The sequence below is a fragment of the Allobosea sp. RCC_152_1 genome (assembly GCF_041360765.1).
GTDB lineage: Bacteria > Pseudomonadota > Alphaproteobacteria > Rhizobiales > Beijerinckiaceae > Allobosea > Allobosea spartocytisi.
In genome coordinates this window covers 541,903-556,557 of the sequence record NZ_JBFUPU010000002.1, presented here as the reverse complement: position 1 = coordinate 556,557, position 14,655 = coordinate 541,903, and the positions used below count along the sequence as shown (strand labels likewise).

Sequence of the window (14,655 nt, the reverse complement as noted above, 5' to 3'; positions counted from 1 at the left end):
CCATGGACAAGACAGCATCACTTTCGACCACAATAGAACCCGCTCCGGCTCCCGAGCGTGACGCCCAGCTTGAAGGGCTTTGGGACCAGCTCGACCAGATCGAGGCTGCCAAGCCCCAGCCGGCTACCGCAGAGCCCCCCAGCGGCCCCCTCGCGACGGCCGGCAAGTTCGCTAGGGACATCGGCGGGGGCATCCTCGAACTCCCCGGCCAAGTGAACCGGGGCGTCGCCACGGCGATCAATGAAACCTCCGGGGCCATGTACGGCCTCGTCACTCAGCCCGCCGTGAAGTGGGTGCACGAGAACCTCTTTGACATGTCGGGCATAGCGCCCGGCATTGTCAGCGGTGCAGCGAACCCGCTGGCCCTCCCGCTGGATACCGCAGTCACCCCGAAGGCCGAGACGGTCACGGGCGGGCTCGTGAAGGAGGTCTCTCAGTTTGCCTCCGGCTACTTCATGGCGGGCCGCTTCCTGAAGATCGCAGGCATGGCGGCTCCCGCCACGACCGGGGCAACCATCGCCCAGGGCGCGGGCAAGGGCGCACTCGCGGACATGTTCTCCTTCGACCCTCATGAGGAGCGCCTGTCCAACTTCATCGAGAAGAACACGGCCCTTCGCGATCCGGTCACGCAGTTCCTCGCTGCACGGCCGGAAGACAGCGAGGCCCTTGGCAGGCTGAAGAACGCCACGGAGGGGCTCGGCCTCGGCATGGTGGCAGAGGGTCTCATTCTCGGCCTGCGGTTCACCAAGGCCATCCGTGCGGGGAACCTTGAGGAAGCCCTGAAGGTCTCCGACGAGATGGAACGGGCGGGCTTCAAGCCGGAAGAGGTGGACCTATCCAAGGATCGCCTGCCGGAAGAGCCCGCCAAGCCTTCAGCCGAGAGCGTCAGACCCGCCAACGACAATCCCGTAGGGGATGGTGCGGCGAAGGTTGACGAGTCTGTACGCGCCCCGCTCGACTCCGCAGAGGTCAAGGCCAAGACAGCCGAACCCGACCCGGCCGTCTCGGCTCCCGTCAACGACAACGCCATTCCCCGCGACTTGCCCCTTAAGGTGGATGAGGCCAAGCTCCGCGAGAGCATTGAGCTGTCCATCACGGAGCAGGCTTACGGGCAGGGCCGGAACCTGTCGGGCATCCGCACGGACCTGATCGAGAACGGCGACGACCTCACCGCGATCATGTCGGCCACCCAACGCCTCTACAAGGAAGAGCTGACCAAGCTCAGGGGCGGCGATGCCCTCACCCATGCCGAAATCAGGCAGCAGGCGGATAGCCTCGCGGACATCGTCGGGACCGACTCCACGGCGTTCATGGAGCGGATCGCGACCACGGCGAAGAACATGGAGGACCTGCCCTCCACCATGCTCATGTACCGGGACGTTCTGGCGACCGCCTATCAGAAGCTCGTGGACGTGGCGAAGGTCTACCACGACCCGCTTGGCGGTGTCGGGCCTTACGCGAACCGGGCGGAGGTCACGGCTGCCTTCGTCAAGAACTACGAAATCGCCGCCAACATCCAAGGGCTCTATCGCGGTCAGCAGACGCAGATTGCGCGGGCTCTCGGGGCCATGCGGATCAACGCGAGGGCAGACCTCGGGGCGCTGAAGGACCTTGATGGCGACTTCCTGCGGACGCAAGGCGAAGACAGGCTCCGCAAGATGGCCGGGCAGATCATCACCGGGGCCGACAACGGGGCCGATGGGATCAACCTGAAGGGCGTTTCGCAGACGATCCGGGGCGGGTTCGGGCAGAACCTCGTCAACGCCCTCATCAACTTCCGCACCAACGCCATGCTCTCAGCCCCGAGCACACAGACGATCAACCTCGTCAGCTCGACCATGGCGGCGGCCCTTCGCCCTGCGGAGAAGTTCATCGCCGGGGCTCGGCTCTATCGCACGGAAGCCGGCCGGGCTCAGATGCAGGAAGCGGCCATCCAATACGGGACAATGATCGCCTCTGTTCGGGACGGCGTCTCGGCAGCGGCCAAGGCGTTCCGTCTCGGGGGGCCTGTCCTTGACGCTGGCCGGGCGCGGATCGAGGTCGCCCCTTCGCTGCCCTCGACCACGTTCAACATCAAGAACCCCGTCGTTGCCCGCGTGGCGGATGCACTCGGGACCGTGGTGAACCTGCCGGGTCGGACCATGATGTCCATGGACGAGTTCGTGAAGCAGGTCTCCTATCTCGGGGAGGTCAGGGCTTCGGCCTATCGCGAGGCATTCGAGGAAGGCTCGTGGAAGACCGGCGACTTCAGCAAGTTCGGCCAGCACGTCAGCAAGCGGGTTGACGAGAGCACCGACGAGTTGGGCCGGGCGCTCAATGCGATGGCACTTGAGAAGGCGCGCGAAAGCACCTTCACGAATGACCTGAAGGTCTCGACGTGGTTCGGCAATCCGTCGCTAGGCGAGAGCGTTCAGCGGTTCGCGGGCAACCACCCGTCCATCCGCGTCGTCATGCCCTTCATCAGGACCCCGACGAACCTCGTCAGGTTCGCTTGGGATCGCACGCCGGGGCTCAACATGGCCCGCAAGGAGTTCAATGCGGCGATCATGGGCGAGCGCGGGGCTCAGGCTCACGCCGATGCGGTCGGCAAGATGGCGATGGGCGGCTTGCTCTGGACCTCGGCTATCAGCCTCGGGATCGAAGGCAGGCTCACCGGCAGCGGCCCGGCCAACCCGCATCAGCGCAAGGCACTGGAGGCCACCGGCTGGCGTCCCTATTCCATCCGCAGCAAGAACCCAGACGGCTCGACTACCTACACCAGCTACCAGCGGCTCGACCCCTTCGCCATGTTCCTCGGCATGTCGGCGGACTACGCCGAGCTGTCGGGTCAGTGGTCAGACGAGACGGTCGCGGAGTTCGCGGGACAGGCCAGCATCGCCATCCTGAAGCAGCTCACCAGCAAGTCCTACCTGCAAGGGCTGACGGAGGCGCTGGACGCCCTGAAGGACCCGGAGAAGGACTTCGCGAAAGCCTTCCGGAACATGGCCGGGTCCTTCGTCCCGAACGCGCTGACCCGCGCCAACACCGATCCGTACATGCGGGAGGTCCGTTCCGTCCTCGACGGGCTGAAGCGGAAGACGCCCGGCTTCTCCGAAGAGCTGGACCCTGTCCGCAACATCCTCGGGGAACCCGTCACTCCTCCCCCGACGCTTGGACCGTCCTGGCTCTCACCCGTGGTCAGCGACACCCACCGGGGTAACGACCAGCCGACCACCGAAGCGTGGAAGGCAAGCCCTCGGGACGACCTGAAGGACGAGCTGGCGAGGCTCTCGCTCATCGGGGACAACGCCTTCGCGCCTCCCGGCAAGACCAAGGGCAATGTGGACCTGACGGAGTTCAAGAGCGTGGTCACCGGCAAGACGGCCTATGACCGCTATCGGGAGCTGACAGGGCTCGTGAAGCTGGAGGGCAAGACGCTTCAGGAGACCATGCAGGAGTTCATCAGGTCCCCGGAGTACCGGACGGAGCTGACGGATGGCGATGAGGAATACGGCGGGTCACGGATCAAGGTGCTGAAGAGCATCCTCGGGGCTTATCGACAGGCGGCGGAACAGCAACTTGGCGAGGAAAACCCCGAGGTCCGTGAGGCGATCATCAAGGATCGGATCAGGGCGCACCGGGCCATGGTGCCGGGCGGCGGCGACGAAGAGTGAAGTGACTTCATGTTTGGAGCCCCGGAGGGTGAATGCTCTCCGGGGTTTCGTTCAGCTCTCGAGGTCACCTGTCGCAAAGAATAGCGGGATCAATTTGCGCCCGCACTTGTGGTGGCCGACCAATCGATTAGCATTGTAGCGAGTCGTATTTCGGCGATGGTCGGGGCTTGCGGGATCTAGATGTCAGTTCGCGGATTTTCCAAAGAACGGTTTCAAGGAGTCCTCACCGATCACTTCACTCCTTCAAAGGAAATCCAAACACTTTCCCGCCTCTACGGGCGACAAAACGCTTTGCAGCGCATTGAGCGAGCCCTTGGTTCACAGGGCCGCCACATCTTCCTCTACGGTGATCGAGGCGTAGGAAAGACGAGTGTCGCAAGGACGGCAGCGGTGCTCCATAACAGCGGAGGCCATGCACCCATCTACGTCTCATGCGGCGCGGCAGGATACGCGGACGCGCTGCAAGCTATCGGCAATGCAGTCCTCGAAATCGAAAAGAGGTTTGAGCCCCCCGTATCCGGGCGCAGCGCCGGGCTAAACGCCTTTGGCTTTGGAGCAACTCTGAACTTAGGCAACGCGGGGACGCCGGGCATAGCCAAACCCGAAACGCTCAACCAAAGTCTCGACATCATCCGGTACGTCTGTAGCAAGCGGCCCGGCCGCCTTGTTATTGTTGTAGATGAAATGGAAAGACTGACAAGCAAGGACGATCGAAATAAGTTCGCCGAACTTATTAAAAACCTATCAACAATTGACGCTGACTTCCGTTTTATATTCTGCGGAATTGCGTCTGATGTTGATGAACTCCTCAATTCGCACGAGTCCGCAGGGCGCATTCTTGAAGCAATCAAGCTCGACAAGCTCCGTCACGATGAGCTTTGGAAAATCATTACATCTGCGGGGGAGGCTGTTGGGCTCCAGATAGACCGGGAAATGCTCATCCGGATTGGGCAGATCAGCGACGGATTTCCTCATTATGTTCACCTGATCGGCGAGGAATTGTTCTGGCAGTCGTTTGATGATCCCGATCCCGTTACCGCTGTTGTACGCTCTCATTATGTTGCTGCGATAAAAGGCGCTCTACTGAGAACGGAGGCCGCGCTTCGTAACGGCTACCAGAAAGCAACGCAGAAGTCGGCTAAGAACACAGTCGAATATGAGGAAGCCCTATGGGCAGTGGCCGATAGCACGGCCGACCGCCGTCAAGTACAAGACATTCACGCCAGCTCCTATCTACGCATTATGGAAGGTAGGGGCGACCGCCAATCTCTGAAGCGTGACCAATTCAATCATCGACTCCTCGCACTCTGCAAAGACAGCCATGGCCGCATCTTACTTCGCCACGGCTCGGGCTGGTTCAGCTTTCGCGAGAACATAATGAGGGGTTACGTCCGCCTGACGGCAGAAGAACAAGGTGTTGAATTAGGCAACCTCGCGGTCATTAGCTGATCGCACTCCTACACGAGGAGTTTGAGGCGGAGGACGGCCGATAGAAGGCATATTCCCGCTGCGGGTCGCCGTGTTTCAGACCTATTGGGCGCTTCAAGCTACCCTACAGGCTCCTGAAGCTCCCCGGCCGCTGGCGCAGGCTTGTCGTCTAGCCGGTATCTCGGGAACCGCTTCATTGCAGCCGCGAGCAAGCCGTTAGGATGCTCGTACTTTCTAGCGGTGCGCCCGATGGAGTGACCCGCGATGGCGTCTCTGATCCGCTCTTCAATCCCGACCCCGAGGGCTTCGGTTTTCCATGTGTGACGCCATGCGTGGTTGATCCGCACGTCCTTTGCGATCTCCGTCTCCTCGCGCAGCCACTCCGCCAGTCGGATGGACTCCAGCGCGGCGCGGCTCGTCAGGGCGTCCTTTTTCTCGCGGCGTGATGGATCGTAGAAGAGTGGCCCGCTCTCTACGGACCGCAGGAAGGTCAGGAAGCCTTCGGCTATCACATGCTCATGCACAGGAACGCGGCGATAGGTCCGGTTCTTCACGCTGCCGGCAGAAGGCGTGATGCGATAGAACCAAGTCCCGTCCTCCTCCGAAAAGTCCTCACGGCGGAGCTGCGTCGTCTCAGTGATCCGTGCTCCCGAGTACGCACATAGCCACGGACACCAGCGCCGCGCGTTCCTCCGAGCGTCGTGGATAGTAGTATCGTGGGCAGCTTTGCGGGCCGCCTTGAGTATCTTCCTGACTTCCTCAAGGGTGAAGAACGGCTCGCGATCACGGATGGGCTCGGGGGCCTTGAGGTCCACACCGGCCGCGATGTTTGTCGGGACAATCCGCCCGCCCAGCTTGGAAGAGGCCCAACCGAACAGGGAGCTAACGGCCGCAACATCGTTCTTCTGGATGATGTGCGGCTGGACCTTGTCGTTTTTCTCGCGATGGGCAGCCCACTCGTACACGTCATCGTCGGTCAGCGAACGGGCGTCTTTGTCACCCAGGAAATCCGAAAACGCTTGGAGCTTCTGCCGGTAGCCTCGCAGCGTCCTTGCTCCAAGGCGTTCCTGCTTGGCCTCCTCAAAGCGACCGAACAGGCCCATGACGGTCAACTTGGCGGCGTCTTCGGGAGCCTTCGGGGTCTCGACGATTTCCCCTGCCTGCCGGTCCGCGGACGCTTTTGCTGCTCGACGGTAGTCCTTCAGGAAGCGAAGTAAGAGCTTTCGGTACTCGGGTGAGGATTTGTCGGGGGCGAAGCCGTACGAAGCAATGAAATCGTCAATCTCGGCTTGTAGATGGGACGTGTCTCCGCGAGCGATCTGCTTCGCTGATGTGTCGTTGTCCCACTCGATGGTCTCGCCGTGACGCAGGAACTGGCGCTCACTGAGCCCATCACTGCGGAGGTCTTCGTCCTCCTGCAAGAGGTGCGCGTACCAAAGCTCGGCTAGGCGCTCAATCTCGAAATCGGAGAGAACGGACTTATCCGGCTTATTCGCCCGCTCGCGGATCGCGGAGATACGCCCTTCGACCGAAGCCAGCCATTTGCCGAAGCTCTCCCGAGCCTGTCCCTCTGTGAGATGCGCGGGCCAAGTTGGCTTGTCCTCCCGCTTGCCGAAATCCGTTCGACAATCGAGGGGGATCACTTTCCGCGCTCGCCAGTTCCCGGTCTTGGGGTCTTTCGACAGCTTCGCCATGCGCAATGCAGATGCCATGTGTACCGCCCTTTTGTACCTGAAGGGGCGGCCCAAGGCCGAAACTCGCGTAAAATCAACAATATTCGGGAAATCCAGTGGTCGGAGTGGCAGGATTTGAACCTGCGACCCCCTCGTCCCGAACGAGGTGCTCTACCAGGCTGAGCCACACTCCGATCAACTGGTGGCCGGCTTATAGCCAGCGCCGCGCCGCAGCGCAACAGCCTGTTTGCATGTTGTGTCGGAAAACCCACCGAAGCTTTTTTCGCATGATCCCGGAGAGTCCGCCAAGGCGGTTGCGCAGGGCGGCGGCGCGTTCTAGAAGGCGCGACACGTTGGGGCGTCGCCAAGTGGTAAGGCAGCGGTTTTTGGTACCGCCATTCGGAGGTTCGAATCCTCCCGCCCCAGCCAGACGCCTAAGTTGTTGAAAAACAACATCTTTCAAAATTCACCGTAACAGTCCTCCGTAGCAGTCTGTCGGAATGCGACGGCGAGTCGCGGCGCGGGTGCTCTAGGCATCTTGACTCATACCCGGTTTATGTTCCTATTTTGTTCTCATTCGTGGATGGAGGGTGAGCTGTGATGCAGAGGTCGAAGCGCTCGCTGAGCCCCGGCAAAATCGAAGAGATGCAGCGCGAGGTGAAAGATTTTGAATGGAAGGTGCGGCGATGGGCGGCTGAGGTGCCTATCGCCGGCGCGGTTTATATCGGTCTCGATCCGCTCAATCACGCGTTGGGGTTGATGACGCGTATCCTGAATGTCGAAAAGGATGGCCAGGGCTTTGAGCGGCGCTATGGTGAGGGCGGAATCGAATAGCGAATGAGCCGGACGGCCATGTCTGAATCGGTTACGCATAAGACGTTCGGCCTCAAGACGCCTCGCGACCTGCATAACAAGCTGCGATACGATATCGGGCGCCTTCGAGTTGCGACAGCATCGGATGACGTGAAGTACGCGGCATTCGATTGCGCCATCGATGCGGCTCATATGGTTGATTGGGTGCTCGCTGCGGTAAATGACGAGCGCCACCTGATTTTATCCGGGGAGAAGAGGCTCAGCTTGCAGGCGCCGAGCGGTTTTGCCGATCGGCAAGCCGACAAGCTGCCTGCCTTGAAGTTTTGCAGAGAAATCGCAAATGGTGCGAAGCATTTCACGTTGAAGCCACGCAAGAAACCGATCAACGTTACGACAAGCTCGACCGTATCAATTCGAATGACCATCGATAAAGGTACGGTAGTTGATGCCAGGCCATATGCTTACGTTGTTATAGATGGCGTGAAATACAATGTCCTGGAAATGTTCGAAGACATGTATGAGCAATGGCTCGACTTTCTGAAAGCTGAGAACCTACTTGATCAAAACGCTGCGAATGTCGTCGTGCGTAAGCGCTCGCCGGAAGAGCTAATGCACGATGACGATCGCGCAGCAGCCATCTCGACAAGCTGATTCCGCCTGTCCTAGCGTGAGGGCGTGCGTCGTCGATGGCGCTGGCCAGGGCTGGGACGATGGTGACTATAACGAGGTTGATTGCTGCCGCCTCTCTCGCGCTTATGGTGCGTAACGCAGCCGCACAGGAAGGCGCGGCGCCTTCGTCGAGCGATTATGCTCGCATGGCTGCAAAGTCATGGGCGGCGTTTGAATGTGCCGCGCTTGCCGGTGCCGCGAGTGAGAAAGCCGAGCGCTCCAGGCTGTTCAAGCTCGGATATGATCATGGCATGACGTTTCTGTATGGCCTGAGCAGCAACAAGATCACTGATAGCGACAAGGCCACATGGGTTCCATGGGGCTTTCTCAGCCGGATCGAAGCCGAGTCCCGACCAGATTTCACGCTCGGACGGGTTTGGGAAGCTGCTGCAACCGGCGCCCTGGAACCTGTCATGACAGAAGCAGGTAAGCCGACGCTACTGAGCGAATGGTCAGCTCGCGCGTCGAATTTCATGCGTCAGAAGAACTGCAAGATCCTGTAGGCGAACCATCAACTCATGGTGGCATAGCCGCCCGAGAAGCAATCATCTCGACAAGTTGATTCTGACCGTCCTAGCGTAAGGCCGTGCGCCGAGAACGGCGCTGGCTAGGGCTATGGGGCTATCATGATGAAGAGGGGATTTGTCGCTGCATCGGTGTTGTCGGTGCTCGCGGCTGGGTGCCTAACTGTACCTGAGCGGATAGCACAACAGCGACCGGCGACCGCAGGTGAAAAGGCCTCTATCGTCGCGGGTGCGCGGGACGTGATGAAAGATCCGTACTCAATCCGCGACGCCGAGATTTCGCACTTCATGCCGGCAACGTCAGGGCCGGATGGTAATATCTGCGTGCGCGCGAATGCCAAGAACGGGTTCGGCGCCTATACGGGGCGCACTAACTGGCTTATCGCGATCTCTGACGGCAAGGCCGTAAACGCCTGGGAAGGTCACGCGCATTGCGCTCTCCCGCAGATCAAGTGGCAACCATTCCCGGAGATCTATGCGCTTCAGAAGCTCTGAACGCGAAAGGTCCGCCGTTCTGGGCGGCGGACCTATTCCCAGGCCATGCGGATGTCTATCAGGCCGCCTTCAATTCTGAATCTAACTCGGCCTCCCATTTCGCGCGCTCTTTGCTCACTTCGCTCTCCATTTCGTCAAGTGTTGTCATATAATACCCAGAGAATGCTTCCTCAAACGCTCGTCTAGCGGCATCGAGTCCGATTTCCTTTAGTATTTTTATAATAGTTTGATTATCCAATAATTCACTCCTGACGCGAGTGAGCATCGCAGTCACGTCTTCTTCCAGTTTCAAGCGTACCGTTTCTTTAATATTCTCGCGCTCCTTACGCTTGAGAACCTCAACATCTTCGATTCTCGCGGGGCGCTTCGGCTTTTTTTCGCCTGCGATCCGGGCTTTGACCTCCGCGACAGTTGGCTTCTTTCCGGCATCCAGATCAGCCAGGACTTCCGACACTACTTTCTCAGGCGTACTAGGCGCGGCTAGGGTCATCGCAACAGACGGCTTCAAATCCGTAATTTTTACGGATTTCGCTGCAAGCTCCGCGAGCTTCATGAACTTGTGCGCCGACGACTCCGACCAGTTGAAGTTCTCCTTCAGCCATGGGCCAAACTCACCATGCTTCAGGATCGACTTCGCTTCGATGAGATCGTTACCGATCTTGATCCGATCAACTTTAATCCGTTCAATCCCGGCTTTGATCCGGTCACGGATGGCGTTGAGCGCCTTTTCTGAGTTGTCCTTAATCATTGTTGGGGTACTCCTTTCTCGATTGGAGCGATTCCAGCTACAGATTTTGAGATGGCTTTCACTAGGATTTTTGCAGGGCTATCGCGTCTCCGCACGAGGTGTGACCGCGATGCTTCAGTCATGAAATGCCATGGCATTTCATGACCTCGCCGATCCGGGCCGGTTGCCTGCTGGACGCGATCCGCGTACAAGACACTTATCTGAGGCTCCCTAGCGCTGGGGATGACCTTTTCCCGCCTTCGGGCGGGAGCCAAATGAAGAGCCGCCTCACAAGGGCGGCTTCTTCTTTTTCAGCGCATCTCTTCAGGCAGCTCCACGGGATGGCGCTCGACGTAGTCGCGAATGGCTGTCTCTAGGAGCTGCGTCATCGTCATGTGGCGAAGCGCGGCCTCAAGCTTCAGCCGGCGCCTGAAACTCTCAGGAACCCGGAAGCCGAGATCGACCGATCGTGCGGCGAATTTGGGTGGTGCGGGCATCAGGCGGCCTCCGAACTCGCGCGAGGTCGGTGGCGGCGAAGAATATCGAACACATCCTGCACTCGCAGGGTCAACTCGCCTGGGGCTCGCTCGTATCTGGCCGGGCCAAGCTCGGCGAAGGTGCCGCGCCCGGTCATTGCGCAAATCGGCGTGAACGCGACCCGCATCCCGGCCGGTGTTACGCCTGTGATTGTGTCGCCGAGGTATGCGACCTGAAGCAGATCGGGCCTGATCGCTGCGAAGTCGTCTAGTTCCATGATTCGCATCAGCATTCGTGTCCATTTGGTTAACGACGGCACTGTGATTGCTGATTTGCGATTCGGTGACAATAGCAATTTCGCGATGCTTCTGGGCTCTTAAATCAGTATTGATTGATAAAACGTCGCGCCTTTGCTGCCGAATTCTCCCGTACAACTCCTTTGCTCGACGCTTCAAATCCGGTGAAGCATACAAAATTGCCTTCCCCGTCGAGGCTTTCAACTCCTTTGCTTGCTTGATGCTGTAGCCAGCCCAACCGCACGTCAGAGGCTCGACCGACTGCGAAATTTTTTTTCCTTTCAACCGCGATTGGTTGGTCCGAAGGTGGATCTGATGCTGTGAGCCCCGCTTATGAGCCCATCTGCCGGCAGCATGCTTGAGAACGTCGTGCAGGGCTTGGAGATCACCGGGCCATGCGATGACGCCATGCAGGTGCTCTCGGCCGTCTCTGCTCACATCGAGGGCTAAGGTGTGGCTAGGAGCGCGTCCTACGGCTTTCTTGAGAGCTTCCGTGATTCGCTCGCGCAGATTGATGAAGACGCCGTCCTGATCCTTCCTGGCCTGCTCCAGCGCCTTGTTGCCGAAGTTGATCGTGACCGCGACGGCGTTGCCGGTGTCGAGGATGACCTGGGCGTAGGCTGCGGCTTTCTCGGCTTCGCGGGCTTTTTCCCAACTAGGCAACAGACGTTCGGCTTCCTTACGGGCTTTCTCTTCGTTGTTCGCCTGCCTGGACGCGAGCTGCTTCTGTCTGATCTCGTGGTTTGGGTAGGAGGCTCTAGCGTCTCTGATGCGGGATAGGATGAGAGAGGAGGAAAGGGGAGAGGGGGTGTTTGTAACTAAAGGAAGCGAGATCCGGTCGCGCGAGTCGATGCCCGGTAAGCGTTTGTCATGATTCAGCTTTTTGTGGATCGCGCCGCGCTTAGCGTCGGTCCAGAATTGCCGTTTCTGGAAACCAGAACAGACGCGCTCAGCCTGCCGACGACGCAGCAGGATTCTCCTTGCCCGTTCGAGTAATGTCAGTGTTTCTAATTGTATTGGTGAGTGTGATTTGCTAATATGCAAGCGCTTACTCCAATAAGCGACATCTTTGTATTCCAATGTTGATAACGACCCGGCAATCCTGCCGGGTCGTTTTTATTTTTCAGGCGTAAGATTTAATCTCGGCCGCAAGACGCTTGGCGTCGTGCACGCTCATTGTTTCACAGACACTCTCGCCTTGATCGTCGATGCCACTGATCACTACCGCAGCGCCACGTCGGCCAACACTGAGGCAACAGGGCAAATCCAAATCGAGATATCCACGCTCGCGCGGGTCGGGAGAGGCGAAAGCGAGGATGCGATCAACGACAGTCTGCGTTTCCTTTTTGGGGATGCGAACGTGTCGCTCGCCAGCGTCTTCGTCCTGAAGCGCAATGACGATCTCGGCACCGGCATGGGTCTCGACAAGTGCGACCTTCGAAATTGAGCCGCCGATCTTTTCGTATGCCTCGTTCACCAGATCGGCGAGCAAGGTGGCAAGTGGAACACGACGTTCGTCGGCAACGGCTCGCGCCCGAGCGACAACGTCGAGCTTAAGATTCACAGTCTGATAAGAAGCCATAGTAGCCTTTCATATGTTACTAACAACATAGTAACATATGAAAGTATGAAATTCAACGGCGTGCGGCTTCCCTGATGACCCCGTTGGGGCGCAGTGCTTTCGAAATCTGCTCGCCGACGAACGCTCCTAACTCCTGCTTCACGCGGCGGCCGATCAGGTCGGCATAGGCGCTGTCTTTCTTCGCATCACCCGTCGAGCCAGCCACAGACACGTTTACGGTCTGGCTGATCGAGGGAGCCGCTTGGACGGGGATATAGCGGGCATCGTCCGTCTTGTTCGCCATAGGGAGCGAAAAGTTCGGCGCCGCTCCGGAAGGCGTAACCAATCCACCGTCGGCAAAGGCCGGAACCTTGCCACTGTTGAGTGCTTCGAGCATGCCGCGATTTTTGGAGGTGGCATGGGCGTTGACGACGAATTCTCCGTTGCTGAGACGAGCCGGGATGCTGTCGCTGCGACTAGTGCCTGGGCCAGAGACGAATCCGCCGTTAGCCATGAACAGTCCGCCGATCAGACCGAAGATGCCGCCGATTCCGCCGCCTGATCCGCCCGAGCCCTTACCACCGAAAAGCGAGCCGAACGGACCAGAGCCGAGAAGTGCGCCCTGGATCGCAGCCTTGAGCAACGCCTTGCCGAGATTCTGAACGACTTCGGTCGCGTTCTTTCCTTCAACGACGACATCAACGAAGCTGTCGACGATCTCCTGCCCAACGAACTGCTGAGCCTGCTTCGCGCCTTCTAGGGCGGCTTTCAGCTCATCGACCTTTACACGGGCCGAAGCATAGCCATTCGCAGCCTGATCAATCTTGATCCGCATTTCGTCGGTGATGGCGATGCCTTCACGACGCGCAGCCTGCTCAAGCTGAAGAGCGATCCGGGAGCGCTCGACTTCCATGGTCGATTTGCCCATGGTCGCGGCTTCGTTCCGAAGCGCCTCGGTGCGGCGAGTGATCGTGTCCAGCTCACGATCAAGACGGCTCTGCTTTGCAGAACCTCCCCCGCCACCGCTACCGCCCCCGCCGCTGCCGCCCTTGTCGTCGCCCGGTACGGCGTAGTCCTTGAGGCTGACCGGCTTGATGCCTGCGCCCCCGATACCAGCCGGCCGCGCGGGCGGCATAGTCGTCGTGGTCAACCGGTTGCTGAAGTCGATTTCAGACTGGCGGAAGCCAGAGACGGCTTTGCGCGATGCTGCCTGGGCTGCTGCGTCGGCTGCGGCGCGATCCTGGGTGAGCTTGTCCCTGCCGCCTGCGTTGGCGAGCGCCATGTCATAGGCGGCGCTTTTTCGCTTCGCCAGCTCATCCTGATAGCTCAGCGCCTGTTGACGCTGCACGGCCGCATTCGCCGCAGCAAGCTCGCCGACCTTGGCGATAAGCTTCTGCACGCCGTTCACGGCGCCGGCTGCTGCGGTGCCGATGCCACCGATAGATCCCGCGAGGCTGTCGATCGCTCCAGCAAGCGCGGCGCTGGCGCCGGTCGCCTTATCGAACTCGCCGACTGCCCTCGTCAGCTCGTTGCTGAGCCGCTGCATGGCTTGCTCGCTCGTCGAGACAGAGCCGGCGAGCTGGCTTTCGAGAACGGGCGCACCTACCAGGATGGCGCGGAAGAACGCCTCGCTGGAAACCTCACCGTCTTTGACGAGCGCGGTCAGCTTGGCGACATCGCCGCCTGCTTCCTGCAAGCCCGATGCTGCGGCCTGGAGAAGTGGCCTCATGCCGTCGAGTAGCGAGTTGTATTCCTCGGCCTGGACCCTCCCGCCCGCCAATGCCTGAGCGAGCTGGAGCAGAGAACCGGACGCTTGAGAGGCAGAAGTTCCACCGGCACGCAGCGACTGCGCCACGATGTCCGTAACCTGCATGACTTCCTGCGAGGACGCCTTGAGCGTTCCCTGAGCCGCTGAGACGCGGCTATAGAGCTGCGCCAGCGCGTCGAGCGGGGCGGCGTTGCGCTGGGCGCTGGCGAAGAGCTGATCGAAGGTTGGCTGTAGATCGCCCGGTTTCACGCCCGCGACCTTCAAGCTGTTCATGATCGCCGTGTATTCGTCGGCTTTCTTCCGCAGCTCGTTGAGCGAGACGCCTGCTGCGATGGCTGCGAAGGCCGCGCCGACCTTGCCAGCGGCCAGCGAGCCCATCTTCTCCATGCTGGCAGCGACGGCGTTGCCCGAACTGGCGAAGGATCGCTCAAGGTTCTTCGCAGCGGTGCGCCCGCGACGCTCAATATTGCCGAAGTTATCGTTCGCGACACGGTTCGCGCGCTGCATGTTGCGCTCGAAATCGCGAATTCGAGCTTCGAGTGAGACAAGTAGTTGCGCGTCACCGGCCATG

General features: G+C 59.8%; 11 protein-coding genes and 2 tRNA genes. 7 read left to right on the top strand and 6 right to left on the bottom strand.

Going from position 1 to position 14,655, the window contains the following annotated elements; all coding sequences use genetic code 11:
- Positions 1-2: 2 nt before the first annotated feature.
- Together AB6806_RS09010 and AB6806_RS09005 are read left to right on the top strand one after the other, a co-directional pair.
- Complete coding sequence (locus AB6806_RS09010; RefSeq protein ID WP_370954472.1) at positions 3-3,653, top strand: hypothetical protein; 3,651 nt, start codon at positions 3-5, stop codon at positions 3,651-3,653.
- A 180-nt stretch (positions 3,654-3,833) separates the two neighbouring features.
- Entirely contained in the window at positions 3,834-5,102 is a 1,269-nt protein-coding gene (locus AB6806_RS09005) for an AAA family ATPase (protein ID WP_370954471.1), read from the top strand.
- A gap of 98 nt (positions 5,103-5,200) precedes the next feature.
- On the opposite strand, the gene AB6806_RS09000 is transcribed toward AB6806_RS09005, so the two are convergent.
- Together AB6806_RS09000 and AB6806_RS08995 are read right to left on the bottom strand one after the other, a co-directional pair.
- The gene (locus AB6806_RS09000; protein WP_370954470.1) at positions 5,201-6,793 is read right to left on the bottom strand and encodes a site-specific integrase; all 1,593 of its coding nucleotides are present in this window, start codon (positions 6,791-6,793) and stop codon (positions 5,201-5,203) included.
- A gap of 78 nt (positions 6,794-6,871) precedes the next feature.
- Positions 6,872-6,948, bottom strand: a tRNA-Pro gene (locus tag AB6806_RS08995).
- Positions 6,949-7,108: 160 nt separating this feature from the next.
- Between AB6806_RS08995 and AB6806_RS08990 the strand changes: the two genes are divergently transcribed.
- From AB6806_RS08990 to AB6806_RS08970, 5 genes are all read left to right on the top strand, one after another.
- Positions 7,109-7,183, top strand: a tRNA-Gln gene (locus AB6806_RS08990).
- Between the two features lie 171 nt (positions 7,184-7,354).
- Positions 7,355-7,588: a hypothetical protein gene (locus tag AB6806_RS08985; RefSeq protein ID WP_370954469.1), complete on the top strand. Its 234-nt coding sequence runs from the start codon at positions 7,355-7,357 to the stop codon at positions 7,586-7,588.
- 3 nt (positions 7,589-7,591) lie between these two features.
- Positions 7,592-8,218, top strand: a complete 627-nt coding sequence (locus tag AB6806_RS08980) for a hypothetical protein (protein ID WP_370954468.1) — start codon at positions 7,592-7,594, stop codon at positions 8,216-8,218.
- Between the two features lie 35 nt (positions 8,219-8,253).
- Positions 8,254-8,739, top strand: a complete 486-nt coding sequence (locus tag AB6806_RS08975) for a hypothetical protein (RefSeq protein WP_370954467.1) — start codon at positions 8,254-8,256, stop codon at positions 8,737-8,739.
- 123 nt (positions 8,740-8,862) lie between these two features.
- Positions 8,863-9,255 (top strand): hypothetical protein, encoded by a 393-nt coding sequence (locus AB6806_RS08970; RefSeq protein WP_370954466.1) that lies wholly within the window; start codon positions 8,863-8,865, stop codon positions 9,253-9,255.
- Between the two features lie 58 nt (positions 9,256-9,313).
- Here AB6806_RS08970 and AB6806_RS08965 read toward each other — a convergent pair whose 3' ends face one another.
- The 4 genes from AB6806_RS08965 to AB6806_RS08950 all read right to left on the bottom strand — a co-directional run bounded on the left by AB6806_RS08965 (position 9,314) and on the right by AB6806_RS08950 (position 14,654).
- Positions 9,314-10,003: a DUF3102 domain-containing protein gene (locus AB6806_RS08965; protein ID WP_370954465.1), complete on the bottom strand. Its 690-nt coding sequence runs from the start codon at positions 10,001-10,003 to the stop codon at positions 9,314-9,316.
- Positions 10,004-10,293: 290 nt separating this feature from the next.
- Positions 10,294-11,799 carry a hypothetical protein gene (locus AB6806_RS08960; RefSeq protein WP_370954464.1) on the bottom strand — a complete coding sequence of 502 codons (1,506 nt, stop codon included), beginning with the start codon at positions 11,797-11,799 and terminating at the stop codon, positions 10,294-10,296.
- A 79-nt stretch (positions 11,800-11,878) separates the two neighbouring features.
- On the bottom strand, positions 11,879-12,337 hold the full coding sequence (locus AB6806_RS08955) for a hypothetical protein (RefSeq protein WP_370954463.1): 459 nt from the start codon (positions 12,335-12,337) through the stop codon (positions 11,879-11,881).
- Positions 12,338-12,389: 52 nt separating this feature from the next.
- Complete coding sequence (locus tag AB6806_RS08950; protein ID WP_370954655.1) at positions 12,390-14,654, bottom strand: tape measure protein; 2,265 nt, start codon at positions 14,652-14,654, stop codon at positions 12,390-12,392.
- Position 14,655: the final 1 nt, after the last annotated feature.

Excerpts from the sequence above, each read along its gene's own strand:
- AB6806_RS09005 (WP_370954471.1), top strand. The coding sequence starts at position 3,834 with ATGTCAGTTCGCGGATTTTCCAAAGAACGGTTTCAAGGAGTCCTCACC.
- AB6806_RS08970 (WP_370954466.1), top strand. The coding sequence starts at position 8,863 with ATGATGAAGAGGGGATTTGTCGCTGCATCGGTGTTGTCGGTGCTCGCG.
- AB6806_RS08975 (WP_370954467.1), top strand. The coding sequence starts at position 8,254 with ATGGCGCTGGCCAGGGCTGGGACGATGGTGACTATAACGAGGTTGATT.
- AB6806_RS08965 (WP_370954465.1), bottom strand. The coding sequence starts at position 10,003 with ATGATTAAGGACAACTCAGAAAAGGCGCTCAACGCCATCCGTGACCGG.
- AB6806_RS08980 (WP_370954468.1), top strand. The coding sequence starts at position 7,592 with ATGAGCCGGACGGCCATGTCTGAATCGGTTACGCATAAGACGTTCGGC.
- AB6806_RS08955 (WP_370954463.1), bottom strand. The coding sequence starts at position 12,337 with ATGGCTTCTTATCAGACTGTGAATCTTAAGCTCGACGTTGTCGCTCGG.
- AB6806_RS09000 (WP_370954470.1), bottom strand. The coding sequence starts at position 6,793 with ATGGCATCTGCATTGCGCATGGCGAAGCTGTCGAAAGACCCCAAGACC.
- AB6806_RS08950 (WP_370954655.1), bottom strand. The coding sequence starts at position 14,654 with ATGGCCGGTGACGCGCAACTACTTGTCTCACTCGAAGCTCGAATTCGC.
- AB6806_RS09010 (WP_370954472.1), top strand. The coding sequence starts at position 3 with ATGGACAAGACAGCATCACTTTCGACCACAATAGAACCCGCTCCGGCT.
- AB6806_RS08985 (WP_370954469.1), top strand. The coding sequence starts at position 7,355 with ATGCAGAGGTCGAAGCGCTCGCTGAGCCCCGGCAAAATCGAAGAGATG.